General features: G+C 70.8%; 24 protein-coding genes. 13 read left to right on the forward strand and 11 right to left on the reverse strand.

From position 1 onward, the window contains the following. Positions 1 to 11 precede the first annotated feature (11 nt). The 6 genes from thrC (at position 12) to ACFXJ8_RS19720 (ending at position 4798) form a co-directional block, all read left to right on the forward strand. Positions 12 to 1244, forward strand: a complete 1233-nt coding sequence (gene thrC / locus ACFXJ8_RS19695) for a threonine synthase (RefSeq protein WP_379645342.1) — start codon at positions 12 to 14, stop codon at positions 1242 to 1244. 17 nt (positions 1245 to 1261) lie between these two features. Then, positions 1262 to 1537 carry a MoaD/ThiS family protein gene (locus tag ACFXJ8_RS19700; RefSeq protein ID WP_379645343.1) on the forward strand — a complete coding sequence of 92 codons (276 nt, stop codon included), beginning with the start codon at positions 1262 to 1264 and terminating at the stop codon, positions 1535 to 1537. Positions 1538 to 1858: 321 nt separating this feature from the next. After that, positions 1859 to 2059 (forward strand): cold-shock protein, encoded by a 201-nt coding sequence (locus tag ACFXJ8_RS19705; protein ID WP_113704857.1) that lies wholly within the window; start codon positions 1859 to 1861, stop codon positions 2057 to 2059. 384 nt (positions 2060 to 2443) lie between these two features. Further along, on the forward strand, positions 2444 to 4072 hold the full coding sequence (groL, locus tag ACFXJ8_RS19710; RefSeq protein WP_379645344.1) for a chaperonin GroEL: 1629 nt from the start codon (positions 2444 to 2446) through the stop codon (positions 4070 to 4072). Between the two features lie 91 nt (positions 4073 to 4163). Further along, complete coding sequence (locus ACFXJ8_RS19715; RefSeq protein ID WP_379645345.1) at positions 4164 to 4400, forward strand: hypothetical protein; 237 nt, start codon at positions 4164 to 4166, stop codon at positions 4398 to 4400. Further along, positions 4397 to 4798 carry a PIN domain-containing protein gene (locus ACFXJ8_RS19720; protein WP_379645346.1) on the forward strand — a complete coding sequence of 134 codons (402 nt, stop codon included), beginning with the start codon at positions 4397 to 4399 and terminating at the stop codon, positions 4796 to 4798. Before ACFXJ8_RS19715 ends, ACFXJ8_RS19720 begins: the two co-directional genes overlap by 4 nt. A 58-nt stretch (positions 4799 to 4856) precedes the next feature. Here ACFXJ8_RS19720 and ACFXJ8_RS19725 read toward each other — a convergent pair whose 3' ends face one another. Then, positions 4857 to 6854, reverse strand: coding sequence for a HelD family protein (locus ACFXJ8_RS19725; protein WP_379645347.1), 1998 nt, complete (start codon positions 6852 to 6854; stop codon positions 4857 to 4859). 106 nt (positions 6855 to 6960) lie between these two features. On the opposite strand from ACFXJ8_RS19725, the gene ACFXJ8_RS19730 reads away from it, so the two are divergent. Continuing rightward, positions 6961 to 7263, forward strand: a complete 303-nt coding sequence (locus tag ACFXJ8_RS19730; protein WP_379645348.1) for a hypothetical protein — start codon at positions 6961 to 6963, stop codon at positions 7261 to 7263. Between the two features lie 189 nt (positions 7264 to 7452). Here ACFXJ8_RS19730 and ACFXJ8_RS19735 read toward each other — a convergent pair whose 3' ends face one another. From ACFXJ8_RS19735 to ACFXJ8_RS19750, 4 genes are all read right to left on the reverse strand, one after another. After that, complete coding sequence (locus tag ACFXJ8_RS19735; protein ID WP_379645349.1) at positions 7453 to 9093, reverse strand: DNA repair helicase XPB; 1641 nt, start codon at positions 9091 to 9093, stop codon at positions 7453 to 7455. Between the two features lie 57 nt (positions 9094 to 9150). Next, positions 9151 to 9570 (reverse strand): hypothetical protein, encoded by a 420-nt coding sequence (locus tag ACFXJ8_RS19740; RefSeq protein ID WP_379645350.1) that lies wholly within the window; start codon positions 9568 to 9570, stop codon positions 9151 to 9153. A gap of 42 nt (positions 9571 to 9612) precedes the next feature. Next, positions 9613 to 11088 (reverse strand): AMP-binding protein, encoded by a 1476-nt coding sequence (locus ACFXJ8_RS19745; RefSeq protein ID WP_379645351.1) that lies wholly within the window; start codon positions 11086 to 11088, stop codon positions 9613 to 9615. Positions 11089 to 11157: 69 nt separating this feature from the next. Continuing rightward, complete coding sequence (locus tag ACFXJ8_RS19750) at positions 11158 to 13470, reverse strand: helicase-associated domain-containing protein (protein ID WP_379645352.1); 2313 nt, start codon at positions 13468 to 13470, stop codon at positions 11158 to 11160. 44 nt (positions 13471 to 13514) lie between these two features. Between ACFXJ8_RS19750 and ACFXJ8_RS19755 the strand changes: the two genes are divergently transcribed. Further along, on the forward strand, positions 13515 to 14432 hold the full coding sequence (locus ACFXJ8_RS19755) for a hypothetical protein (RefSeq protein ID WP_379645353.1): 918 nt from the start codon (positions 13515 to 13517) through the stop codon (positions 14430 to 14432). On the opposite strand, the gene ACFXJ8_RS19760 is transcribed toward ACFXJ8_RS19755, so the two are convergent. Together ACFXJ8_RS19760 and ACFXJ8_RS19765 are read right to left on the reverse strand one after the other, a co-directional pair. Next, positions 14425 to 15042 carry a TetR/AcrR family transcriptional regulator gene (locus ACFXJ8_RS19760; protein WP_379645354.1) on the reverse strand — a complete coding sequence of 206 codons (618 nt, stop codon included), beginning with the start codon at positions 15040 to 15042 and terminating at the stop codon, positions 14425 to 14427. The genes ACFXJ8_RS19755 and ACFXJ8_RS19760 overlap by 8 nt on opposite strands. Before the next feature lie 105 nt (positions 15043 to 15147). Then, entirely contained in the window at positions 15148 to 15492 is a 345-nt protein-coding gene (locus tag ACFXJ8_RS19765; RefSeq protein ID WP_379645355.1) for a hypothetical protein, read from the reverse strand. An 86-nt stretch (positions 15493 to 15578) separates the two neighbouring features. Here ACFXJ8_RS19765 and ACFXJ8_RS19770 point away from each other — a divergent pair, with 86 nt between their 5' ends. Beyond that, the gene (locus ACFXJ8_RS19770) at positions 15579 to 16169 is read left to right on the forward strand and encodes an HAD family hydrolase (protein ID WP_379645356.1); all 591 of its coding nucleotides are present in this window, start codon (positions 15579 to 15581) and stop codon (positions 16167 to 16169) included. 131 nt (positions 16170 to 16300) lie between these two features. After that, entirely contained in the window at positions 16301 to 16693 is a 393-nt protein-coding gene (locus tag ACFXJ8_RS19775; protein ID WP_379645357.1) for a cold-shock protein, read from the forward strand. Here the strand turns inward: ACFXJ8_RS19775 and ACFXJ8_RS19780 are convergent, their stop codons facing one another. Continuing rightward, complete coding sequence (locus ACFXJ8_RS19780) at positions 16694 to 18151, reverse strand: MFS transporter (protein WP_379645358.1); 1458 nt, start codon at positions 18149 to 18151, stop codon at positions 16694 to 16696. 124 nt (positions 18152 to 18275) lie between these two features. Between ACFXJ8_RS19780 and ACFXJ8_RS19785 the strand changes: the two genes are divergently transcribed. After that, positions 18276 to 19079: a DUF3027 domain-containing protein gene (locus ACFXJ8_RS19785; RefSeq protein WP_379645359.1), complete on the forward strand. Its 804-nt coding sequence runs from the start codon at positions 18276 to 18278 to the stop codon at positions 19077 to 19079. Positions 19080 to 19183: 104 nt separating this feature from the next. Next, positions 19184 to 22165, forward strand: a complete 2982-nt coding sequence (locus ACFXJ8_RS19790) for a sacsin N-terminal ATP-binding-like domain-containing protein (RefSeq protein ID WP_379645360.1) — start codon at positions 19184 to 19186, stop codon at positions 22163 to 22165. A gap of 172 nt (positions 22166 to 22337) precedes the next feature. Here the strand turns inward: ACFXJ8_RS19790 and thpR are convergent, their stop codons facing one another. The 3 genes from thpR to ACFXJ8_RS19805 form a co-directional block, all read right to left on the reverse strand. Beyond that, on the reverse strand, positions 22338 to 22883 hold the full coding sequence (thpR, locus tag ACFXJ8_RS19795; RefSeq protein WP_379645361.1) for an RNA 2',3'-cyclic phosphodiesterase: 546 nt from the start codon (positions 22881 to 22883) through the stop codon (positions 22338 to 22340). Positions 22884 to 23046: 163 nt separating this feature from the next. Then, positions 23047 to 24264 (reverse strand): MFS transporter, encoded by a 1218-nt coding sequence (locus ACFXJ8_RS19800; protein WP_379645362.1) that lies wholly within the window; start codon positions 24262 to 24264, stop codon positions 23047 to 23049. Positions 24265 to 24287: 23 nt separating this feature from the next. After that, on the reverse strand, positions 24288 to 24740 hold the full coding sequence (locus tag ACFXJ8_RS19805; protein WP_379645363.1) for a MarR family winged helix-turn-helix transcriptional regulator: 453 nt from the start codon (positions 24738 to 24740) through the stop codon (positions 24288 to 24290). Between the two features lie 71 nt (positions 24741 to 24811). On the opposite strand from ACFXJ8_RS19805, the gene ACFXJ8_RS19810 reads away from it, so the two are divergent. After that, positions 24812 to 25696, forward strand: a complete 885-nt coding sequence (locus tag ACFXJ8_RS19810; protein ID WP_379645364.1) for a hypothetical protein — start codon at positions 24812 to 24814, stop codon at positions 25694 to 25696. The last annotated feature ends 30 nt before the right edge of the window (positions 25697 to 25726 follow it).

Genomic DNA, 25726 nt, shown 5'->3' on the forward strand with positions numbered 1-25726 from the left:
GGCCTCGCTTCATGTCGCTTGACTTCGGTCCTGCTCTCGCTCTGTCCTGCCGTGAGTGCGGCGCGCGCTACGACCTCGGCCCCAGCTTCGCGTGTCTGGAGTGTTTCGGGCCGCTCGAGGTGGCCTACTCCTTCGGGTCCGTGTCCCGCGCCGATATCGAGGCAGGACCCGCCAACATCTGGCGTTACCGCTCGCTGCTGCCCGTTCCGGTCGATGTGGCGAGCAAGCAGAACATGAACCCCGGCTGGACGAAGCTCGTCAAGGCCGACAACCTGGGCAAGGCGCTCGGCATTCGCGACCTGCACGTGAAGGACGACTCGGGCAACCCCACCCACTCCTTCAAGGACCGCGTGGTCGCCATCGCCGTCGAGGCGGCGCGCAACTTCGGCTTCCACACGCTGTCGTGCTCGTCCACCGGCAACCTGGCCGGCGCGGTGACCGCCGCCGCGGCCCGCGCGGGGCTCGAGGCCTGCGTGTTCATCCCCGCCGACCTGGAGCAGGCCAAGATCGCGATGGCGCGGGTCTTCGGCGGCAAGCTGGTCGGCATCCAGGGCACCTACGACGAGGTCAACCGCTTCTGCTCCGAGCTCATCGGCGACCCGCTCGGCGACAAGTGGGGCTTCGTCAACGTCAACCTGCGGCCCTACTACGCCGAGGGCTCCAAGACGCTGGCCTACGAGATCGCCGAGCAGCTCGGCTGGAGGCTGCCGGACCAGATCATCATCCCGGTGGCGTCGGGGTCGCAGCTCACCAAGATCGACAAGGGCTTCAAGGAGCTGGTCGCGCTCGGGCTGGTCGAGGACACCCCCTACAAGATCTTCGGCGCGCAGGCGCTCGGCTGCTCGCCGGTCTCCAGCGCCTTCAAGGCGGGCCACGACGTGGTCCAGCCGGTCAAGCCAAACACCATCGCCAAGTCGCTGGCCATCGGCAACCCGGCCGACGGGCCGTACGTGCTCGACATCGCACGCCGTACCGGCGGGGCGGTGGAGGACGTGACCGACGCCGAGGTGGTGTCGGCGATCAAGCTGCTGGCCTCCACGGAGGGCATCTTCGCCGAGACCGCCGGCGGGGTTACGGTGGGCGTGCTGAAGAAGCTCGTCGACACGGGGCAGCTCGACCCCTCGCTGACGACCGTGGTGCTCAACACCGGTGACGGGCTCAAGACGCTCGACGCGATCGCCGACGACGCCACGCCCTCGGCCGTGATCAAGCCGTCTCTCGACGCGTTCCGCGCGGCTGTCTGAAACGAAAGGGAGAAGTCATGAGCGTTTCGGTGCGGATTCCCACCATTCTGCGCACGTACACCGACGGCAACGCGGAGGTGAGCGGCGAGGGCGCTACGCTTCGCGAAGTGCTGCAGAAGCTCGACGCCGACCACCCGGGTATCGGTGCGAGAATTTTGGATGAATCGGGCAAGATTCGCCGTTTTGTCAACGTTTATGTCGGGGAAGAGGACGTCCGATTCGTGGGCGGACTCGACTGCGCCACTCCCGAGGGCGCGCAGATCTCCATCATCCCCGCCGTGGCCGGCGGCTGACCGCGCCGCCGCGGTCAAGGACCGCCTGGCCTTTTCGGCCTTCACGGACGCCCGCAAGGTTGCCTTGCGGGCGTTTTTATATCTTCTGCCCGTTTTATGGCTGTGGCGCCTCCGCGGTTCTTTCGCAAGAAGGTGGAATATTTGACTAACCTTTCCGTCACCCCATTCCAAGAACGAGTTTGTTGATTGACTCTGTTGTTCTACGGCATGCCACAGGTATGGTCGAGGGCGATCGTCCGGCTGATTTCCCCATAAGTCGTGCCGATCGCGGATCCCGCGAGTGAATGGGCGGGGTTCGGAGCCCAGTAAGAGGAGTCGGAAGTGGCGCAGGGCACCGTCAAGTGGTTCAACGCGGACAAGGGCTACGGCTTCATCGCGGTAGACGGTGGTAAGGATGTTTTCGTCCATTACTCAGCGATCATGATGGATGGCTATCGGGCGCTCGAGCAGGGCCAGCGGGTCGAGTTCGAGATAACCCAGGGCCAGAAGGGTCCCCAGGCGGAATCCGTCAGGACGGTCTGAACCATCAAGAACCGGCAGCCCGCACGGCAGCGCAGTCCGTGCGGACCTGTCATGTCCATTCCGTCGATTCGGCAGGCCTGATCCGCGTCAGTCGATCGGGCCTGCCTGGCCGTACCCTGGAACTCCAGGAGAGATGTTGGGTGCGGCGCTGGGCGGGGAACAGGTCTCCTTGACGGCCGACGTGCCAGGCTGACCTGCGGGGAAGTGCTGCTCGCTTGCACTCGACAGGGTAGAGTGCTAAACAGTTCGTTGGCACTCTCGTCATGAGAGTGCCAGACACTGGGATCGAGACGATGGGGTCCGCCGAATGGAGTCGGACCCATGCCGTCGCGGGCGTCGGCTCGGTCCGCTGCAAGCCACCCTGTATCTGGGAGGTCTAGCCTTATGGCAGCCAAGATGATCGCGTTTGACGAGGACGCCCGGCGCGGTCTCGAGCGCGGTATGAACCAGCTCGCCGACGCCGTCAAGGTGACCCTCGGCCCCAAGGGCCGTAACGTCGTGCTGGAGAAGAAGTGGGGCGCTCCCACGATCACCAACGATGGTGTGTCCATCGCCAAGGAGATCGAGCTCGAGGACCCGTGGGAGAAGATCGGCGCCGAGCTGGTCAAGGAAGTCGCCAAGAAGACGGACGACGTCGCGGGTGACGGCACCACCACCGCCACCGTGCTCGCCCAGGCGCTGGTTCGTGAGGGTCTGCGCAACGTTGCCGCCGGCGCCAACCCGATGTCCCTGAAGAAGGGCATCGAGGCCGCCGTCGAGCGCGTCAGCGAGGAGCTCTCCAAGCTCGCCAAGGACGTGGAGACCAAGGAGCAGATCGCCTCCACCGCCTCCATCTCCGCCGGTGACGTCGAGATCGGCAACCTCATCGCCGAGGCGATGGACAAGGTCGGCAAGGAAGGCGTCATCACCGTCGAGGAGAGCAACACCTTCGGCCTCGAGCTCGAGCTCACCGAGGGCATGCGCTTCGACAAGGGCTACGTCTCCGGTTACTTCGTGACCGACCCCGAGCGCATGGAGGCGGTCCTCGAGGACCCCTACATCCTCATCGTCAACTCGAAGATCTCCGCGAACAAGGACCTGCTGCCGCTGCTCGACAAGGTCGTGCAGTCCGGCAAGCCGCTGCTGATCATCGCCGAGGACATCGAGGGCGAGGCCCTGGCCACCCTGGTCGTCAACAAGATCCGCGGCCTGTTCCGCTCCGTGGCCGTCAAGGCCCCGGGCTTCGGTGACCGTCGCAAGGCCATGCTGGGCGACATCGCCACCCTGACCGGTGGCCAGGTCATCGCCGAGGAGGTCGGCCTCAAGCTCGAGTCCGCCACCCTCGACCTGCTGGGCCGCGCCCGCAAGATCGTGGTGACCAAGGACGAGACGACCATCGTCGACGGCGCCGGTGACGCCGAGCAGATCGCCGGCCGGGTCAACGAGATCCGCGCCGAGATCGACCGCACCGACTCCGACTACGACCGCGAGAAGCTCCAGGAGCGCCTGGCCAAGCTCGCCGGTGGCGTCGCCGTCATCAAGGCGGGCGCCGCGACCGAGGTCGAGCTGAAGGAGCGCAAGCACCGCATCGAGGACGCCGTTCGCAACGCGAAGGCGGCCGTCGAGGAGGGCATCGTCCCCGGCGGTGGCGTGGCGCTGCTGCAGGCCGGCACCAACTCGTTCGACAAGCTCGAGCTCAACGGCGACGAGGCGACCGGTGCGGCGATCGTCCGCAAGGCGCTGGAGGAGCCGCTGAAGCAGATCGCGATCAACGCCGGCCTCGAGGGCGGCGTCGTGGTCGAGCGCGTGCGCAACCTCACCCCTGGTGAGGGCCTCAACGCCGCGACCGGCGAGTACGTCAACATGTTCGAGGCGGGCATTCTCGACCCGGCCAAGGTGACGCGCTCGGCGCTGCAGAACGCCGCCTCCATCGCGGCGCTGTTCCTGACCACCGAGGCTGTCATCGCCGAGAAGCCGGAGAAGAACCCGGCTGCTCCGGCCGGCATGCCCGGCGGCGGGGACATGGACTTCTAAGTCCAGCCCAAGCCTGAAGGGGCGGCACCCGTTCGCGGGTCGCCGCCCCTTTTCGCGTGTGCGGCGGCGCATACTGCAGTATGCTGCACGTATGGCCGACACGATGCGTATCACCGTTACCCTGCCTGCCGAACAGGTGGCTGAGCTGAAGAAGCTCACCGACAATGTCTCCGGCTATGTGGCCGAAGCGGTGTCCCGCCAGATCAGGCACCAGCTCCTCGGTGCCGACCTGCGGCGCTATCAGGACGAGCATGGCGACTTCAGCGAGGAGGAGCTGGCGGCAGCCCACGCGAGGATCTTCACGAGCTTCAGGGAACCGTCGGAGTGATCGGGCACATCGAGACCGTCGTGCTCGACTCCGAAGGATTGTCCGCCTGGATAGCTCAGGATCGGAAACACCTCGCCGTCCTGCAGGCTTTCCACGGGATGGGAAGCGATTTCGTGATCAGCGCCAACACCATCGTGGAGGCCGCTCATTCCAAGGTGAGCCTGTCACGGCTGCAGTGGGTGCTGTCCCGAGTGCGGGTCGAGCCGGTCACCGAACGAACGGCAAAGAGGTCAGCCAGCCTCCTCAAGGCGGCGGGTTTGCATGGACACAAATACGCCATCGATGCGACCGTCGCGGAGGTCGCTCTTCGCCAGCGTGGCCCCGTGGCGATGCTGACCTCAGATCTTGATGACATGGCCAGGCTGTGCGGTGGCCGGGTGCGGCTCATCGCCTGCTGACCCTCTACGGTTGCGGGTTCGGAGGCAGGCGCGCCAGGGTGCCTGCCTCCGAACCCGGTTACGCGAGTTGGGCCGGGAGCGGCTTGGCGTGCAGGACGGTCAGCGATGTGACCGCGCGGGTGAGCACGACGTAGAGCCGCGCCAGCCCCCGGGGTTCGGCCTCGACGATGTCGGCGGGCTCCACGACGATGACGTGGTCGTACTCCAGACCCTTGGCCAGCGTCGCGGGGATGACCAGCAGCCGGTGCTCCTCGGTCGAGTCAGGCCCCAGCACGGCGTGCGGGATGCCGTCGAGGGAGCGCGAGACCGTGTTGGCCATGGCGTCGGGGACGATGACGCCGATCGAGCCTTCCCTGGCCAGCGCGTCGCGGACGGCGTCGACGACCTCGCCGCCCGGTCGTACCGTCAGCGAGCCCTGGCCAGGGCGCAGGGAGCGTGGGGCGGCCAGGTCGGGGGCGATGGACGGCAGCAGCTGGGCCGCGTAGTCGAGCACCTCGCGCGGCACGCGGAAGCCGAGCGTCAGCTCGGTGACCTCGCCGGAGTCCTGGCCGAGGTGTTGGAGCACGCTCGCCCACGAGCGGGTCGACCACGGCGTGGTGCCCTGGGCGAGGTCGCCGAGGACCGTGGCCGAGCCGGTACGGCAGCGCCGCCCCAGCGCCCGTAGCTGCATCTCCGACAGGTCCTGCGCCTCGTCGACGACCAGGTGGCCGAGGGAGGTCGTGCGCTCGATGAGGTCGCCGAGCTCGTCGAGCAGCGCGGCGTCGGCGGCCGACCATGTGGCCGACTTCCACGACCGGTACGGCTTGCGCCACAGCAGGAGCTCCTGCTCCTCGGCCGTCAGATCAGAGCGCGCCACCGCGGCCAGGAACTCGGCATCCGACAGCAGGCGGTGGAGCACCTGGGCGGGCGTCAGCTTCGGCCACACCGCGTCGACCAGTTGCTTGACCGGCTTCGACCTGGCCACCGCGTCCTGGACCCGGTCGTCGGGCGAGTCGCCGCGCTGCTCCATGCGGACCAGCACCTGGTGGGCCAGGCGCTGGGCAAGGGCGGCGCGGCCGGGGCCGTACCTCGTGGTGCCGCGCAGCGAGGCCACCATCTCGCGCACCTCGTAGTCGGCGACCCTGAAGCGGTGGACGCCCCTGGTGTAGACGAGGCCCTCGGTGGGTTTGACGATGTGCTGCCAGAGCGCACGCTCCAGCACCTTGGCCATGCGGGCGTCGCCCTTGACCGCGGCCACGAGCGGTTCCTCGGCGGCGGCGTGCTCGCCGAGCAGCTCGGCGACCGTGGTCTGGTCGACCTTGACCTCGCCGAGGGCGGGCAGCACGGAGGAGATGTAGGACAGGAAGGCCTTGTTCGGGCCGACGATCATCACTCCGGCGCGGGCGAGCTTCTCGCGGTGGGTGAACAGCAGGTAGGCGGCGCGGTGCAGGCCGACGGCGGTCTTCCCGGTGCCCGGCGCGCCCTGGACGCAGACGGTCTGGGTCAGCTCGGCGCGGACGATCTCGTCCTGGTCGGGCTGGATGGTGGCCACGATGTCGCGCATGGGGCCGGTGCGGGGGCGCTCGATCTCTTCGGTGAGGATCTGCGAAGGGCCGAAGTCGGCGCCCTCGTTGAGGGGCTCGTCCTCGAAGGCGGTCAGGTCGCCGCCGTGGTAGCCGAAGCGGCGCCGCCGTACGACGCCCATGGGGTCGGTGGGGCTGGCCTGGTAGAAGGCGCGCGAGACGGGCGCGCGCCAGTCGATGACCAGCGGGCGGCTGGCGCCGTCGTGGACGTGGCGGCGGCCCACGTAGATGACGCCGGGCAGGTCGTCGTGTTCGCCCCTGTCGAGCCTGCCGAAGAACAGGGGGGTGTCGGGGTGGTCGGCGAGCGCCGCGACCCGCTGGTCGAGCAGCGACTGCAGGATCTGCTGCGACACCCAGTCGCCCGCCGCATCGGACGACAGCGACTGGGCGTGCTCGCGCATCGCCTTCAGCGCCGCGCGGGACTCGGCCAGATGGGCTCGTTCGGCGGCGAGTACATCGGTGGGTATGTCGGGAGCCAACTGATTTCCGGGCACGCGAAAGCGCCTCCCCATTCGTCAACGGAGGTGGTAGACAAGGCAGCGAAACCGTTGAGCTTACCGCCGGGCTCGGGAGCTTCCAATCGATTACTTAGGAGGCGGCGTGAGGATCTCTCCGGTCATCCCGACCGTCGCGAGCCTCCTGCTGGCGGCCCTGTGGGGGCTGTCGGTGTTCGCCGGCTGGGGGATGGAGGCGTTCTGCACCGACGACGAGACGTCCGTGGCGTGCGCCGAGCGCCTCGACGGCGTCTCCACCTTCTCGGGGCTGTTCGCGGTGATCGCCGCCTTCCTCACGGTCGGGGCGTGGCTGTTTCCCGCCCGGTTCGCGGTGCTGATCGCCGGTGCGGTGCTCGCGTGGCTGGTCGCGGAGGGTGTGCTCTTCGTCGGCGGGATGTTGGCCCGGTAATCACTCCTCAAAATCCCAAAAATCCGGGCATGCGTGGTGGATTCGACAGATCATGGGGGTATGTCGCATCGCGGTGGCTTTCGCCGGTAAGGGGGTGGTCCAGTTGTTCAAGACCCGCGGGGTTTCGTGGACCTAGTTGGTACGGCTAGCGATTGTCAAGGCTCGCGCGAGGGTTTCGCGCGAGCCCTTTCACTGGTGGACGTCGTCGGCGTCGATGATCTGGTAGGCGTAGCCCTGCTCGGCCAGGAAACGCTGGCGATGCGCGGCGAACTCCTGGTCGACCGTGTCGCGGGAGACCACCGTGTAGAAGCGCGCGCCGCCACCGTCGGCCTTCGGCCGCAGCACCCTGCCGAGCCGCTGCGCCTCCTCCTGCCGTGACCCGAACGTGCCCGACACCTGGATGGCGACGGCCGCCTCCGGCAGGTCGATGGAGAAGTTGGCCACCTTGGAGACGACGAGCACCTGCAGCTCCTTGTCGCGGAAGGCCTGGAACAGCCGCTCCCGCTCCTTGATCCGCGTCTCGCCCTTGATGACCGGCGCGTTGAGGTGCTCGGCCAGCTCGTCGAGCTGGTCGATGTACTGGCCGATCACCAGCACCTGCTCACCGAGGTGCCGTCTGACCAGCGCCTCGGTCACCCGCGTCTTGGACGGGGTGGTCGCCGCGAACCGGTAGCGCTCCTCCGACTCGGCCATCGCGTAGGCCAGGCGCTCCTCGTCGGACAGCGTGACCCGCACCTCGACGCAGTCGGCGGGCGCGATCCAGCCCTGGTTCTCCATCTCCTTCCACGGCGCGTCGTAGCGCTTGGGGCCGATGAGGGAGAACACGTCGCCCTCGCGGCCGTCTTCGCGCACGAGCGTCGCGGTGAGCCCAACCCGGCGGCGGGCCTGCAGGTCGGCGGTCATCCGGAAGATCGGCGCGGGCAGCAGGTGCACCTCGTCATAGACGACGAGACCCCAGTCGCGGGCGTCGAACAGCTCCAGGTGGGCGTAGGCGCCCTTCCGCTTGGTCGTCATCACCTGGTAGGTGGCGATGGTGACCGGGCGGATCTCCTTCTTGCTGCCGGAGTATTCGCCGATCTCGTCCTCGGTCAGCGAGGTGCGCTTGAGCAGCTCCTGCTTCCACTGGTGGGCGGAGACCGTGTTGGTGACCAGGATCAGCGTCGTGGCCTCGGCGTGGGCCATCGCGGCCGCGCCGACGATCGTCTTGCCCGCGCCGCACGGCAGCACGACCACGCCGGAGCCGCCGTGCCAGAACGCGTCGGCCGCCTCCTGCTGGTAGGGGCGCAGCGCCCAGCCGTCCTGCAGCAGCTTGATCGGGTGGCGCTCGCCGTCGACGTAGCCCGCCATGTCTTCGGCCGGCCAGCCGAGCTTGAGCAGCGCCTGCTTGATGTTGCCGCGCTCGCTCGGGTGGACGGCGACCGAGTCGCCGCCGATGCGCTCGCCCAGCATGGGCTGGACCTTCTTCGAGCGCAGCACCTCTTCGAGCACCGCGCGGTCGGTGGAGGTCAGGACCAGGCCGTGGGCGGGGTCCTTCTCCAGGCGCAGCCTGCCGTAGCGGGCCATCGTCTCGGCCACGTCGACGAGCAGCGCGTGGGGGACCGGGTAGCGGCTGAACCCGATCAGCGCATCGATGACCTGCTCGGCGTCGTGACCGGCGGCCCGCGCGTTCCACAGCGCCAGCGGGGTGACGCGGTAGGTGTGGACGTGCTCGGGGGCGCGCTCCAACTCGGCGAAGGGCGCGATCGCCTTGCGACACTCGTCGGCCCGCTCATGGTCGACCTCGAGCAGCAAGGTCTTGTCGGATTGGACGATCAGTGGGCCGTCGTTCACAGGCTTCTCTCCGGGGTCGGTACGGCTACCGCATATCCAACACCCGGAGACCGACAGTTAGTCCAGGTTTCCGGAAACCCCGAGAGCGATGATCGTGCCGACGCCCAGAATGACCAGCGCGACGTTGATGCCGATGCTGATCCACGTCCACTTGAGCAGGTTGCGCGCCTTGTCGGGCATGGTGTCGACCTGCCCGAGCGCGATGCCCGCCAGGATCGCGCCCGCGATGCCGCCAGGAGTGATGTAGCAGCTCAGCGCGAGCACGATGCTGATGACGAGCGCGACGATCGCGTGCGTGCGCGGGCCCTGCTGCTGGGGCGGCGGCGGGTAGCCGTAGCCGTAACCAGGCTGGGGATGCCCGTACGGGCTCTGGCCCTGGTTGTACGGCGAGCCGTACGGCTGCTGCTGGCCGTAGGGGCTCTGCGCGCCTGAGCCGTAGGGGCTCTGCTCACCTGAACTGTCGTAACCGCTACTCACATGGTCACCATATCGCTCACGAGGCGCTAAAACAGGGAATAGTCAGGCGAGACGGGCGCGTAGCGCCTTGCGATCGAGCTTGAGCACGCTGGTCACGGGGACGTGGTCGGTGAAGTGGATCTCTCGTGGATAGCGCACCCTGCCGACGCGTTCCCTCGCCCACGCGATCAGCTCGTCGGCGGTGGCCGTGCCGCCGGGGACGAGCTGGACGAAGGCCACGACCTCCTCGCCGTGCACGGGGTCGGGGCGGCCGACCACGCCCGACGCCGCGACCGAGGGGTGGGCGTTCAGCGCGTCCTCGACGTCGCGGGGGAAGACGTTGAAGCCGCCCCTGATGACGAGGTCCTTCTTCCTGTCCACGACGTACAGGTAGCCGTCGTCGTCGAGGCAGCCGATGTCGCCCGTGCGCAGCTCGCCATCCACGATCGGGGCCACGATGGGGGAGCCGAGGCCGCCCCAGTAGCCGAGCATCAGCGACCGGCCGGCCACGCAGATCTCGCCGAGGTCGCCCGTCTCGACCTCCTCGCCCGCGTCGTCCCTGATCGTGATCGTGTAGCCGGGCAGCGGGAGGCCGACGCTGCCCGGTTTGCGCCTGCCCGGCGGGTTGAACGTGGTGACGGCGCTGGTCTCGGTCAGGCCGTACCCCTCCAGGATCTGCGCGCCCGGCACCCGCCGCTCGAACTCCTCCAGCACCGCGCGGTCCAGCGGGGCGGCGCCGCAGGTCAGGTGGCGCAGGTCGGGTAGCGGGGTGTCCTCGAGCGGCTCGTCGAGCAGCATCCGCAGCATGGAGGGGACGACGGTGCCGTACTGCACGCGCTGCTCGGCGGCCAGCCGCAGGAACGCCTTGGGGTCGAACCACCGCATGAGGACGGTCTGCTGCGGTTCCGTGGCGTGCAGGCCCGCGATCGACACGATCAGGCCGTAGGCGTGGGAGAGCGGGACGGGGACGATCGCCCTGGTCACGCCCGGCTGATGGGCCAGGGCGTAGGAGTCCTTCGCGACCTGCCACAGGCCCGCGTGGCTGAGCATGACGCCCTTCGCCCTGCCGGTGGTGCCGCCCGTGTACAGGACGGCGGCCAGGTCGGTGGGGTCTCTGGGGATGGGGCCGTGCTCGTCGGCCTCGGCCAGATCTCCCGTATCCACATATATCGGGATCTGTGGGTTAGCAGCGTGGACGGTGTCGAGCAGTTCAGGAGAGGTCACGATCGCGGCTGCGCCGCAGTCGGTGACGATGTGCCGCAGCTCCTGCGCGCCCACCAGGAACACCACGGGGGTCACGACCGCGCCCGCCGCCCAGACCGCCTGGTAGACGACGGGGACGTCGGGGCTGGTCGCCATCATCACGACCACGCGGTCGCCGGGGCGCACCCCCGCCCGGATCAGCCCGCCCGTGACGCGTCTGACGCGTTCGGCGAGCGTGTGGGCGCGATGCCAGGCGCCTTCGTAGAAGACCGCGTCGTGGTCGTCGAAGCGGGCCCACGACTCCTCCGCCAGGCGGCCCAGCGTGTGGTTGGTCACCCCTTAACGGTGATCGCGACGCGGTGCGGAGTCAACGGTGGCTCGGCTATCGCGTCCGACCCGAGATCATCAGGTGACGGTCGCCACCCCCGTGATGCGGTGGAGGGCGAAGCGGTGGACGGCCGCGCGGGTCTCGTCGTAGGCCGTCAGGTAGCCGCCCTCCATCCGCGCGGGCTCCAGGATGCGGCTGGTCGCGTTGCCCTGGGAGTCGAGGTAGCCGATCCACACCCGCACCCCCTGCCGGATCGCGTCCTGCAGAACCGAGATCGTGGCGGTGGCCGGTCCGCGCGGCACCGAGCCGTCGGGCGCCTCCAGCGGGGCGCGGCGGGCGTCACCGGCCCGCATGGCGCGTACGGCGGCCGCCACCACGTCGGGGTCGAGCCCGTTGAACGACGACACCGCCCTGGTGACCGGCTGGCCCTCGGTGCGCCGGGCGTCGAGCTGGGTGACGATCACGTCGCCCTCCAGCGACTCGGCGACCGGCGCGAACCCCATCGCCCGCAGCGAGTCGACCAGCGCCGCCCTGGAGGTGCGGGAGGCGATGACCGTGGGGGCCAGCCGCCGCAGCCGCAGCGGTGTCGAGCGCCGGTCGGCGATGAGCTGGTCGAGCATGGCCGGGTCGTCGCAGCGGATGTAGGCGCTGGCCGTACCGACGCGCATCCTGCCGTGCCTGCGCGCCACGTCGGCCACCAGGTAGGACAGCGGCTGCGGCACGGGCGTGGCCGAGTGGCGGGTGAGCATGGACAGCAGCTCGTCGGCGCCCTGGCCCGCGTCGAGCGCGCGCCTGATGGAGGACTCACCGAACCGGTAGACCGTCGCCCCTCCCGTGGACTCCACGTCGGCGGCCAGCGTCAGCCAGCGCGCCAGCTCGCTGGTGAGCGGCCCTGGGGCGACGGCGGTGAGGTCGGCCTGCAGCAGCACGTGGTCGACCGGCTCGGGCAGCAGCGGAGCGAGGACGGCGGCGCCCTCGCCCGAGCCCGTCAGTACGGCACGCCCGTGCGCGGACAGCACGCCGAGCCCGGTGAAGCCGAGCTGCTCGGCCTCGCGCAGCGTGAAGTCGGTCAGCTGGTCGCGCAGCGGGCCGCGCCGCCTGGGCTGCTCCCATGCCAGACGGCGCAGTACCGACTCGCGGGAGGGGGCCAGGGCCGGGGCGGCGGCCAGCACGCGCAGCGTCGCCTGCCGTACCTCTGGAGCGGAGGAGCGGCGCAGGTCGGGGTGGAGCGCGTTGAGCAGGCGGTCGCGCTCGTCGCGCTCGCCCACGATGCCGGGCACGCGGTCGGTGTGGAGCCAGGTGGCGGCCAGCGCGACCCAGCGGTCCTCGGTCGGCCTGACCCGCCAGGTGTCGTAGGCGGGGGTGGGCAGCCACTCGCCGTCGACGCTGCCGCCCGCGCCGACCAGCCCCGCGGCGTGGGCGACCTCGACGACCAGCGCGGCGGCCCACTCGGGCAGGTCGAGCTGCGTGGCGACCCGCTTGAGGTCGCGCACGCCGAGGCCACCGGTGCGCAGCACGCCCGGGGCGTCGAGGCTCCAGCGCTCGCACAGCTCCTCCACCGCCCGCACGAACGTGAACGCCTGGCCGGCGGCGGTCCTGTCGGCGAGCTGCCGGGAGCGTTCGGCGCCATTCAGCGGCGGCGGCACGGGGGACAGGTCGCGGTGCACGCGGCCTTCGCGCAGGTACAGGCCGACCTCGCGGGGCAGCGACACGCTCTCCTCGCCGGTGGCCGCGAGCAGGCCGCGGGCCAGCAGCTCCTCGATGGGCGAGCGGGCCGTGCCGACGCGTACGGCGCGGCGGGCGTTGGGCACCCTGCCGCTCGGCGGCCCCCACGCCAGCTCCTCCAGCGCCTGCCTGGCCGGTGGCGAGACCTCCTCGACCAGCTTGCCCGGCTCGGCCAGGGCGGCGGCCAGGCGTTCCTTGCCGGTGCCCGCGGTGCCGGGCGCGATGTCGTCGGCGATCTCCTCCAGCTGCTCGGGCGGGTGGTGCCGGAACACGTCCACGACCGGAGGGCCGAGCCCGGCGGGGTCGTCGAGCACCTTGCGGACGCCGGGGGCCAGCGTCGGCGCGTCGTCGGGGCCGTAGACGAGGGCGAGCGTGCGCAGCCGGTCGAGCGCGTCGTCGAGCGGGACCTCGCCGTCCACGGCCCTTTCGAGCATGCGCTGGAGCGTTGGTCGGTTCGCGGAGCCCGTCACGGCCAGCGTCTCGACCACGGCCAGCGCGAACCTGTCGAGCCGGTCGAGCGCGCGGCCGATCGCCGAAGGGCTGCCCGCGCGCGTGGCGAGCCCCTCCAGGTGAGCGGGGACCGGCGTGATCAGCTCAGGGCGCGCCGAGACGAGCGCACCCAGCTGCTCGTCGGTGCGCTCCCTGATCCACTGGGTGAACTCCATCATTGCAATGGTATGTTCCAGCGGATTCGGGCAGCATGGCTTGCGTGATCGAGCGAGCCGACCAGCTCGTCCTGGACTTCGTCAGCAAGGCGGCCGACGCCGCCCACGGCGTGTTGCGCCAGGACCACCGGCTCGACTTCGTCAGGCGGCTGCGGGCCCGCATCGAGTCCGAGCGCGCGGGCAGCGCGGATCCGAAGGTCGTGGCCAGGGTGCTGGCCAGGTTCGGCGACCCCGCCGCGCTCGTCGAGCGGGAGGCGCGCCGCCTCAGCGGCACGTCCGACGTGCCCAGGGTCCAGGCCGAGCCCCAGGTACGGCCGGCCGAGCCCGCCAGGGACACGGCGGTCTTCCCACGTGTCGCCGACGGTGTGCCGCCGGGCGTGGCGCGGAGCATGCGGGAGGCGCGGGCGAGGCTGACCACGAGATCGGCTCAACGCGGCCTGCCGCTCCGCGGGCGGCGCGAGGTGGAGCGCGGCCTGCCGTTCGGCGGGCGGCGCGGGCCCTTGACCGGGCCGCGCAGAGTGGAGCGTGGCCTGTCCTTCGCCGGGTCACGCAAGGCGAGGGCCGGTTCCAGGGCGACAGGCGGCGGGGACGCCACGACCCTCGTCGGCGGTCATCCGCGCGAGGTCCTCGCGATGGGCCTGCTGGTGGTCGCCGCGCTGCTCGTGCCGTTCTCGCTCCCGGCCGTCGCGATCTTCGAGCTGCCCGCGATCGTGTGGGCGGTCGCCGCGGCGACGGTGCTGGCCTGTGACACCTGGTCCTTCAAGGACAGGATGATCGGCCTCGCGGCGCCGGTCTTCGGCTACGCCGTGGGCGGGGTGGTGATCGGCGCCCTGCGGGTCGAGGGCGCCAGCGGCTTCGACGCCTTCGTCGAGCAGTTCTTCGCGGCCAGCGGGACCATGTTCATGATCTTCACGGTGCTGGGCGTGGCCTGGCTCGGCTACCGGCTGTGGGGCGTCAACTGACCGGAGCGGGCGCGGGCAGCAGGCCGACGGCCAGCCGTACCCATGCCGCGACGAACTGGTCCTTCTCCGCGTGACCCGGCGACTCGCCCACCGTCTCCTGGAACAGCCGGTAGTGGACGACGGCGCCGCCGAGCACCGCGCCGATGCCCGTCCAGTCGACCTCGACCTCGGCGTACTCGGGCTGGGCGCGGAACCACGAGGTGATCGCGTCGAACATCGGCTGCAGCAGCCCCTCGCGCACGACCGCGACCAGCTCGGGGAACTGGCTCAGGTCGCGGAAGAACACCCTGGTCAGCTCGCTCTCCTCGCGCACCTTCGCCAGGCCCGCCCGGCACAGGTGCGACAGGCGTTCCTCCAGGTCGGCCGAGGCCTCCATGCTGCTGAGCTGGGCGAGGCTGTCGGCCACCTGGGTGCGGGTGCGCGCGGCGTGCTCGTGCATCGCGGCGGCGAGCACCTCGTACTTCGACTTGAAGTGGCGGTAGAGGCCGCCCGCGCCTGGAGACAGCCCGGCGGCGGCCTCGATCTCGGCCACCGAGGTGGCGGAGTAGCCCCGCTCGGCGAACAGCCGGAGGGCTTCGTCGACGATCCGCTCGCGCGTCGATCTGGTCATGTCGTTCCTACTATCTCCAGCCAATGAGAAATGCGCTCATCAGACCGCCGCACCACCTTTGTGCCAGTCTAGGGACCCGTTTCTCATGGGCAGAGACCATAGCCGTTACGGCGTGACGCGCCGGATCAGGCTCGCCACGGCCGACCCCATGATCAGCCACACCAGCGCGGCGAGGCCGTAGTTGACCACAACCTGCCAGCGCGCGTCCGCCAGCCGGAACAGGTCGTCGAGGCCGAGCGACAGCGAGATGGCGAAGGTCTCGACGAACTGGACGAGCGAGTTGGCGGGATTCGCGGGAAAGATCCGGAAAGCAATCGCGAGAACGAGAATGAGCGCGGCCACTCGTGAGACGACCTTGACCGCCCACACGGCGAAGTCGGCCGCGCGCCGCCAGAGGCTCACCGGTTCGCGGGTCGCGGGACGCGCCGGACGATGGGGCTTTTCCGCCATGACCGCTCCCTGGGTAAGTAATTCCTTTCTGCCCACTTCAACGGTCCCATACCGGTGCCCGTTACTCTGCACGGGTGGGGAAATCAGTGGGATTTGACCTTGATATGACATTGGCCGACACCAGGTCGGGTATCGCGGCCGTCTTCGACCTGCTCGCCGTACGGCTGGGCGTTGCCATCGACAGCGCGGCGGTGATCACCCGCCTCGGCCCTCCGCTGGAGCACGAGCTGGCGAACTGGCTGCCGCCGGAGGAGGTGCCCGCGGCGGCCACACTGTTCAGGCAGTTCTATCCCGACGTCGCCGTTCCCGTGCACACCGCCATGTCCGGCGCCCACGACGCGGTCCGCGCGGTCAAGGAGGCCGGAGGACAGGTGATCGTGGTGACGGGAAAGAACGTGCGCGACGCCACGAGCACGGTCGAACTGCTCGGTTTCGAGGTGGACGAGGTCGTCGGATCGGTGTTCGGCTCGGCCAAGGGATCGGCACTCGCGCGTTTCGGCGCGGCGGCCTATGTTGGTGACCACGTGGCGGACATCGAGGCGGCGCGAGCGGGGGGCGCCGTCAGCGTGACGGTCGCCACGGGTCCTTACACGGTGGGAGAGCTGCGTGATCACGGAGCCGATGTGGCGCTGGCGGATCTGACGGAATTCGCCGCCTGGTTCGGCGCCTGGAACTGAACAGGCGTGGCGCGACGGGCCGGGGGGCACGTTTCTCATTGAAGATGCGGATTTACCCGGTCGCTCTCTGGGCCGGGTGGGCATAACCTACTTCCATTCATCATTCCCGACAGCATGAACGAGGTCCCCCCGTGCCGAGTGGCAAGGTCAAGTGGTACGACGCCGACAAGGGTTTCGGCTTCCTCACCCGCGACGACGGCGGTGAGGTCTTCGTGCATTCCTCCGCGCTTCCCGCTGGCGCGGAGCCGCTCAAGCCCGGCCAGAAGGTCGAGTTCGGCGTGGCCGAGGGGCGCAGGGGACAGCAGGCGCTGTCGGTGCGGATCCTCGAGCAGCCGCCGACGCTGGCCAAGGTCAAGCCGAAGGGCAAGCGGAAGAAGCCCGACGAGATGGTCGTGATCGTCGAAGACCTCATCAAGCTGCTCGACGTCATCTCCGAGTCCTACCAGCGGGGCAAGCAGCCCGATCCGGCCCACTCCAAGAAGGTCGCCTCGGTGCTGCGCGCGGTCGCCGACGACCTCGACTGATCACCCCTGCGGGTTGGTCAGCGGCTTGGTGGTGTTCGGGGCGGGCGGTGTCTCAGCGACCTCGGCCGCCTTGGCGTCGGTCACCTTGGCGTTGCGCGCCTTGACTCGCGCCCTGCGCAACACCAGGAGCGAGCCGAGGGCGAGGGCGAGCACGACGGCCATCGCCGTGAGCCCGCCGGGGCCTGCGGACCAGTCGGAGACCAGCAGCCCGACCAGCCCGCCGAACACCCAGGCGAGCTGGAGCAGCGCCTCGACCACGCCGAAGGTGGACGAGCGGACCTCCTCGCCGATCTCGCGCTGCACGATCGCGTCGAGGGCCAGCTTGCCGAGCTCCTGCGCGAAGGCGGCGACCAGCGCCACCGCGACCGCGGCCCACAGGCCGAAGAAGTACGCGGTGACGCCCGCCGTCACCAGCGTGACGGCCAGCGTGAGCAGCACGATGAGCTGGGGCGAGTGGTTGCGCGCCCAGTTGGCCACCGCCGCGCCCGCCAGGCCGCCGAGGCCCGCAGCCGCCGCCAGCACCGCGATCGTGGTGGTCGTGGGCAGGTCCTTCAGGTGACCGTCCTGCACCAGGAAGAGCAGGAAGAACAGCAGGAAGCCGGAGAAGAAGCGGATGGCGGCGTTGGCCCGCATCGCCTCGGTCACGGCGGGACCGACGTTGAGCAGCGTCCGCCAACGCGTCCGGCCGCCGCGCTCGTCCTCCTCTTCCTCCAGGTCGGGGGAGTCGACGTGGCGCGGCAGCCGTACGGCGACGACGCCGAGCAGCAGGAAGACCACCATCGCCAGGCGCAGCACCCACGCGGCCCCCAGCCACGCGGTGAGGCCCGCCGCGAGGGGCACCGCGATGCCCGCGGCCACCAGCGAGAACAGCGCGACCCTCGCGTTGGCGCTGACCAGCGTGATGTCGGCGGGCAGCACGCTCGGCATGATCGCCGCACGGGAGACGTTGTAGGCCTTGGACAGCACGAGCACGCCCAGCGCTCCGGCGAACAGCGTCAGCACGTCGCCGGGGCCGACGGCGGCGGCCATGGCGAAGCACAGCAGGCCGCGGGCGAACAGCGTGCCCGCCATGACGTAGCGGCGGCCCGACCTGAACCTGTCGAGCACCGGGCCGACGAACGGCGCGACCACCGCGAACGGGATCATCGTGATCAACAGGTAGAGGGCCACCTGGCCGCGCGCCTCGTTGACCGGCAGGCCGAAGAAGATGGTGCCGGCCAGCGCCAGCGTGACGAGCGAGTCGCCCGCGCTGTTGGCGGCCGTGAGCTCGATGAGGCGGCCGAGGCCCGTGCGGTCCGCGCCCTGGGCGTGGGTCAGGCGCCGGGTCGCGTGCCCCACCCGCTGCGCGCCGCTGGCCGTGGCGAGCCCGACCCGCTTGGTGCCGCGTGCCGTGGCCAGCCCCGCCCGTCTGGTGCCAAGCGCGGTCGAACGGCCGGCCCGCCCCATCGCGAGACTCACCCGTTTCACCAACGACAGCACACGATCCACGTTTACCAGTCTTACCCGACGCGGGTGTTCGCACGTCCATCCATGGGTGAGAATGGAGTGTGAGCGAACAGCACCTTGCGGCGGGAGCGGGCCTTTGACCAGGACCAGAACCCGCGTCTCCCCGCCTGACCAGGCCTGTGTCGCCGCCGTCGAGCTCGCGCGGGAGGCCGCGTGGGAGCTTGCCAGACCAGGAGAGCCGGGTGAGCACCTCGGCTATGACGGCGAGGGCGACCGGATCGTTACACATTATTTCGCGTGCCTCGACCGGGCCTACCGGGGCTGGCGGTGGGCCGTCACCGTGACGCGCGCCTCCCGCGCCAAGAAGGTCACGGTCAGCGAGGTCGTCCTGCTGCCCGGCACCGGCGCGATGCTCGCACCTGCGTGGCTGCCGTGGAGCGAGCGGCTGCTGCCCGGCGACCTGGGCGTCGGCGACCTGCTGCCCACCGCCGACGACGACGACAGGCTCGTGCCGGGCTTCACCGGCGGCGCCGACGAAGAGATCGACCACCAGATGATCTTCGAGTACGGCCTCGGCAGGGCCAGGGTGCTGTCGGCCATCGGCCGAGACCGCGCCGCCAAGCGCTGGCACGGCGGCGCCCACGGGCCGCACACGCCGATCGCCCACGCCGCGCCCGCCCAGTGCTCCACCTGCGGCTTCTTCTGGCCACTCGCGGGCGGCCTGCGCGGCGAGTTCGGGGTGTGCGCCAACGAGTACGCGCCCGACGACGGCAAGGTCGTCGCCGCCGACCACGGCTGCGGCGCCCACTCCGAGGCCGCGGTCATGCCGCCGGCGGTCGAGCAGGCCTCGCCGATCCTCGACGACCTGGGCTACGACCTGATCGAGGTCGAGTCGGGGTCGGTCGACGAGGCGGCGACGGAGGAGCTCGGCCACTCCTGATCGGGCCGCCTGATCGGGCCGCCTGATCGGGCCGCCTGATCGGGATTGTCGGCGCGGACCGCTAGCCTTCGGTGGCCCCTCTCTGAGTTTTAGGAGTTAGCCCCGTGGACACCTTTGGCACTGATCGGATGCGCGCCGCCGTCCTCACGGCGTGGCAGGCCTCGCCCGCGCGCTTCCGGGAGGACGCCAACGCCGAAGAGGACTTCGCCCTCGGCGGCTACCGCGACCGTCTGATCGTCGAGCTGGCGCAGAACGCGGCCGACGCGGCCCTGCGCGCGGGCGTGCCCGGCGTGCTGCGCCTGGAGCTGCGCGACGACGTGCTCACGGCCGCCAACACCGGCGCGCCGCTCGACGCGGCGGGGGTCGAGGGCCTGTCCACGCTGCGGGTGTCGGCCAAACGCGACCACATGGGAGCGGCGGGCCGCTTCGGCGTCGGGTTCGCCGCGGTCGTGTCCGTCTGCGACGAGCCCTCGATCGGCTCGCGTTCGACAGGCGCGGTCCGCTGGTCGCGCGAGGAGACGGCCAAGGTGGTGGCCGCCGAGCCCGCGCTCGCCGCCGAGCTCCTGTCCAGGGAGGGGCACGTGCCGCTGCTGCGGTTGCCGTACGCCTCCTCGATCGAGGTCCCCGACGGCTTCGAGACCGCGGTACGGCTGCCGCTGCGCCCCTCCGCCGTCGCGGAGGTGCGCCGGATGCTGGCGGAGACCAGCCCCGCGCTGCTGCTCGGCATGCCCGCGCTGACCGCCATCGAGATCACCGTCGACGGGGCCACCCGCACGGTCGAGCCCAACGGATGGCACGTCGTGTCCGCCTCCGGTGAGTTCTCCGCCGAGGAGGTGGCGACCTACTTCGCCGACCGGCCGACGGAAGAACGCGCCAGGCCCTACTGGTCGGTGCGCTGGGCCGTGCCGCACGAGGCGGGACCGCTGCCGGTGCCGCAGGTCGTCCACGCGCCCACGCCCTCCGACGAGCCGCTCGACCTGCCCGCGCTGCTCATCGCCTCCTTCCCGATGGCCACCGACCGGCGCCACGTCGCCAAGGGGAAGCTGACCGACTTCCTCATCGAGCGCGTCGCCGAGGCCTACGTCAGGCTGCTGGAGGAGCTGCCGCGCACACCCAGGCTCCTCGACCTGGTGCCCGCGCTCATGGGCAAGGGCGAGCTCGACGCCCGCATCCGCAGGGCCATCCTGCGCCTGCTGCCCGACGTGCCGCTGCTGCCCGCGCTGTCGGCGCCCGCGCCCGTGGTCACCTCGCCCTCCTTCGACGACGCCGCGCTCTACGACCCCGACGCGGCCTGGCAGGTCGAGCATCCCGTGCGCGAGCCGTCCGCCGACGGGTGGGTGGTCTCGGGCAGGGAGGCGTCCGCGGTCCACGGCTCTGGCGAGCTGCTCGCGGTCCTCGCGGAGATCGTTCCCGGGCTGCTGCCCGCCGGATGGCCGGCGCGCCACCCCGCGCTGTCGGCGCTCGGCGTGCGCAGGGTGGAGCTGGCCGAGGTGGTCGACCAGCTGTCCGGCGAGGCGATCGAGGGGCGCGACCCGGCGTGGTGGCGCTCGCTGTACGAGGTGCTGCCGGGCGACGACCCCGAGGCGCTCGGCGCGCTGCCGGTGCCGCTGGCCGACGGGCGGCTCGTGCGCGGGCCGCGCGGCACGCTCATCCTCAGCACCCCGCTCGACCTCGCGCCGCTCGGCCTGCGCATCGTCCACGCCGACGCGGCCCATCGGCTGCTGCTGCGCCTGGGCGCCTTCGAGGCCACGCCGCGCACCGTCCTCGACGACCCGCTGACCAGGACGGCGGTGTCGCAGTCGGTCGACAGCGACGACCCCGACGCGGTCGCGCGGGCCGTGCTGTCCCTGGTCGACGCGGCGGGGCTGACGGCGGGGGAGGAGCCGTGGCTGTCGGAGCTGGCGCTGCGCGCCGACGACGGCTCGCTCTACCCGGCCGGTGAGCTGCTGCTGCCCTCGGGCGCGCTGGCGGGGCTGCTCGTCGACGACGCGGGCTTCGGCCTGGCCGCCGACACCTATGACGCGCGCGTGCTGACCGCGGTGGGCGTGCTCGACGGGTTCGCCGTCGTCAACGACTCCGACGTGCTGCTCGACGTCGACTCGTGCGACCACGATCTCGACGAGGAAGACGCCTGGCTCGACTTCGTCCACGACCTGCTGCCCGCGCTCGACGTGCCGCCGGTCGTGCCCGAGTTCACCGCGATCCGCGACCTGGAGCTGGTCGCCGACTGGCCCGCCGCGCTCGCGCTGATCACCAGGCCGCCGCTGCGGGGCGCGCTGCTCCCGCTGCGCGTCGAGGGCGTCGAGGTGCCGTCCTACACCGCCTGGTGGCTGTCCACCCACCAGGTCCTCGGCGGGCGGCGGCCCGTCGAGCTGCGCCTTACCGGGGCCGACCCCCTGCTGGCCGGGCTGTACGACGAGGCGCCCGCAGAGCTCGACACGGGCGCGCTGGCGATGCTGGGTGTTCGCACCACACTCGCCGACCTACTGGCCTCACACGGTGGGCCTGAGGAGCTCCTGGAGCTGCTGGCCGACCCGTCGGTCACCGTCGACCGGGCCCAGTTGCGGGCGCTGTGGATGGCGCTGGCGGCCGTCGAACCGTCCAGGGTGGCGCCGCCGTCCTCGGTGCGGGCCGTCCTCGGCGGTGACATCGTCATCGCGTCGGCCGACGACGCGGTGGTCGTCGAGGCGCCCGACCTGCTGCAGCTGGTGACCGACCGGCCGCTGGTGCTGGCGCCGTTCGACCTGGCCGAGTCACTGTCCGAGCTGGTCGACCTGCCGCTCGCGGGCGAGCTGGTGGCGGGGCAGGTCACCTCGTCAGGCGTGGAACGGCCGGTGCCCGCGGAGGTGCGGTCGCTGCTGCCCACGGCCCCCGAGATGTACGTGGAGCACGAGAAGCTGCTGGTCGACGGGGTGCCGTGCGCGTGGCGCTACTTCGACGGGATGGTCCACTGCGACGGGGTCGACGGGCTGGCGCGCGGGCTGGCGTGGGCGACGGGGCAGTGGAACGACCGGCTCGCCGTCGCCGCGCTCCTGCGCGACCCCTCGGCGGTGCCGCTCCTGCTCGCGGAGTCCGACCTGTCCTGACGGCCGCTGGGTGCTCCGTCAGGTCAGCGCGGCGACGGGTGCATGCTCCGTCGTGCACGGCGTCGAGCGGACGCTCCGTCAGGTCAGCGCGGCGCCGACGACGACGATGAGCAGCAGCAAGCCGAGCACGGTCGGCAGAAGCCAGAAACGAGGACGGTCCACGCGGTGCAGCCTAGCCCCGCTCGTCGGGTGCGAGCGCCCAATGTCCGAGTGACTCGTACCTCACCGTCGCGCCCAGCCGGCTGTGGACCAGGTGGACCGCGTCGGCCGCCCAGCTCGACCCCTCGAACGACGACAACGCCTCCACCAGGGGGCGCAGGTCGGTGGGGTGCCGGGTGCGGGCGATCGTGAGGTGGGGGCGGAAGGGCTTGTCGTCGGTCTGTACGGCTCCCGCCCGCCGGCCCGCGGCTCTCGTGGAGGCGGCCAGCCGTACCAGGGGGTCGCCGGTGAGGCCCAGCCAGAGCACACGCTTGGCGAACGCGCCGGCGCCGGCGAAGGCGAGGCGTTTGGCGGGGTGCCGGGCGGCGGCGCGGGCCAGCCGTACCTCGAGGTCGGGCAGGGCGCGCTCGGGGACCTCGCCGTAGAAGGCGAGCGTGAGGTGCCAGGTGGCGCGGTCGGGCCAGCGCACTCCCTCCACCAGCTCCGTGACGGGCGCCAGCGCGGCGGCCACCTCGTCGAGGATCTCGGGTGGAGGGATGATCGCGGCGAACAGTCTCACACGACCGATTGTCCCGCCCGCGGTCCTGGACCGGCGGGCGGGGCGTGCGGGTTACTCAACGGCGGCGTGTCCACCGACGGTGCGACCCGCGGGCGACCTGGGGCGGTCACCCCAGCCGATGCATCCGGCGGCGGCGCGACCGGCGGGGGTCACCCGGCGGCCGTCATGCGGTGGCCAGGGCGGGGCGGGTGCGGCGGGCGGCGATCAGGCGGGTGAGCATGATGGCCAGCCCGGTGCCCGCCAGCGTGAGCACTCCGCCGAGCATGACGCCGACGCGCGGTCCGCCAAGGTCGGCGATCCAGCCGATCAGCGGCGCGCCGATCGGGGCGCCACCGGTGAAGACCAGCACGTAGATGCCCATGACCCGGCCCCGCATCTCGGGCGAGGTGGACATCTGGACCAGCGAGTTGGCCGCGGTGTTGACGGTGATCAGCGCGATGCCGGTGGGGGCCAGCAGCAGGAGGTAGACCGGGTAGAACGGGGCCAACCCGACGACCACCTGGAACAGGCCGAACCCGATGGCGCCCGCGATGAGCAGCTTGCGGGTCGGGCGGGCCCGGCGGGCGGCCAGGAGGGCGCCGGCGAGCGCGCCGACGGCGAAGGCGCTGGAGGCCACGCCGAACGACGAGGCTCCCTGGCCGAAGACCTCGCGGGCCATGAGCGCGATCGACATCGAGAACGACTGCGTGAACATCGCCATGAACGCGATCACCAGTATCGGCAGCAGGAGCTCCGAGCGCTCGACGACGTAGCGCAGGCCCTCGCGCAGCTGGCCCTTCGCCCTGGGGACGAGCTCGGCGGGAGTCAGCTCCGCCTTGCGCATGAGCAGCAGGCTCGAGATGACACCACCGAAGGTCAGCGCGTTCAGCAGGAAGATCGGTCCGATGCCGATGGCGTACATGAGCACACCGGCGAGGGCGGGGCCGACCACGCGGGCCAGGTTGAAGATCGAGGCGTTGAGCGCGATCGCGTTGGGGAGGTCTTCGCGGCCGACCATCTCGACCACGAACGCCTGCCGGGTCGGCACCTCCACGCAGGAGATGACGCCGAGCGCGAAGGCCATGGTGTAGACGTGCCACTCCTCGGCCGAGCCGGTGACGGTCAGGACGCCCATGGTCACGGCCAGCACCGCCATGAGCGACTGCGCGACGATCAGGACGGGGCGCTTGGGGTAGCGGTCGGCGAGGACGCCGCCGAACAGGCCGAACATCAGCTGCGGGAGGAACTGCAGCGCGGTCGTGATGCCGAGGGCCACCGCGCTGCCGGTCAGGTCGAGCACCAGCCAGTCCTGGGCGGTGCGCTGCATCCAGGTGCCGAGGTTGGAGACGATGCCTCCGGCCGCGAACAGCCGGTAGTTGTGAACCTTGAGAGACCGGAACATCCCGGTCCTGGGTTCGTCAGGCTCTATATCTTGCTGAGCTTCTCCAGAATCGGCGCCGCCTGCCGGAGCACTGCCCGCTCCTCGGGTGTCAGCTCCTTCAAGCGCTGCGTCAGCCACGCCTCCTTCAGCCGGCGTTCTTCCTTCAACAGCGCCTTGGCGGAGTCGGTCACCGCCACGGTCACCTGCCGCCGGTCGGTCGGGTGCGGTGAGCGCGCGACCAACCCGCGCTCCTCGAGTGCGGCGATCACCCGAGTCATCGAGGGCGGTTGCACCTTCTCGTGCTCGGCCAATTCGCCGGGGGTTATCCCTGAGTGCCGTTCCACGGTTGCGAGCGTCGCGAACTGCGTGGGTGTCAGGGTGTGTGCCGCCGCCTGTCGTCGAAGTCGCCTGGTCAGCCGCGCCAGCGACACGCGCAGGGCTGAGGCGAGGCCTGCGTCGCTGCGCAGGTCCGTCTTGCGAGGGGGATTCGTTAGCACGTCTCATTACCCTTGCTAACTATATGCTTCGCCACGCTATTCCCTCGTCTCACTCGTTGGTACAGTCCGCCGTGCACTTCTTATTCTGGGTGGCGGCCGTCGCTGTTTCAGCATGGGAGCCCGTCGACTACGCCCTCTCGGCGGAGCGGATCCCGTACCCGCTCCCGACCGCCCTTCTTCTGGTGCTCGCGCTGCTCGCCCTGCGCGCCGACGAGGCGCGGCATCGGACGCTGGCGCTGGTGGGCATCGGCGGAACGCTGACGGTTCCCGCCCTGGCCTACGCGTGGCCGTTGCTTTTCGAGGGAGCGGCCTCAGGGGCGGTGGCGACGGTGGCGTGCGTGGCCCTCATTGCGGCGGCCGACCTGGTCGCGGGGCGCAGGCCTGCGATGCCGTACCTGGTGCCAACAATCGCGGTGGCCGTTCCCTTCCTCGTCGCCGAGGCCGACCTGCGGATGGGCAACCTGGGGTGGTTCTCGCTGCCGGACTGGCTCGCGATCAAGGTGCTGCTCAGCTCGGGTGCGCTGAGCGTGCTGGTGCTGGCCGCCGTCGCCACCCGCCGGCTCTTGCTGCGCGTGGTCACCGTCTACACGCTGGTCGCGGCCGCTCTCGTCGGCGTCGCCGCGGGACTGGTCCCGCTCTCGTACGGCTACGCGGAGCGCGAGGCGGCGATCCCCGAGACGCGTCTCGTGGTCAAGAAGTCGGGTGAGGGCGACATCCCGCCTGACGAGACCTGGATCTACCGGGGAAAGAGCGGCGGGCTCGTCATGGCCTTCCCCGGCGGCCCCAGCCTGGCACCGCTGGAGGTCTACGAGGCAGAGCCCCGCCTGTCGCCGTTCTGGTACACCGGCGCCTACCTCGCCACCGCCGCGCTGGTGCTGGCCGCGGGTCGGTGGCGTCCCAGCGGGGACCGGCTCGGCCCGGTGGCCGAGCCGCGCCCGAACATCTCGCGCCCGTGATCGGCCGACCGGTGGCCGAGCCGGGCACGA

Origin of the sequence: Nonomuraea sp. NPDC059194, from assembly GCF_042754765.1 — a bacterium.
GTDB lineage: Bacteria > Actinomycetota > Actinomycetes > Streptosporangiales > Streptosporangiaceae > Nonomuraea.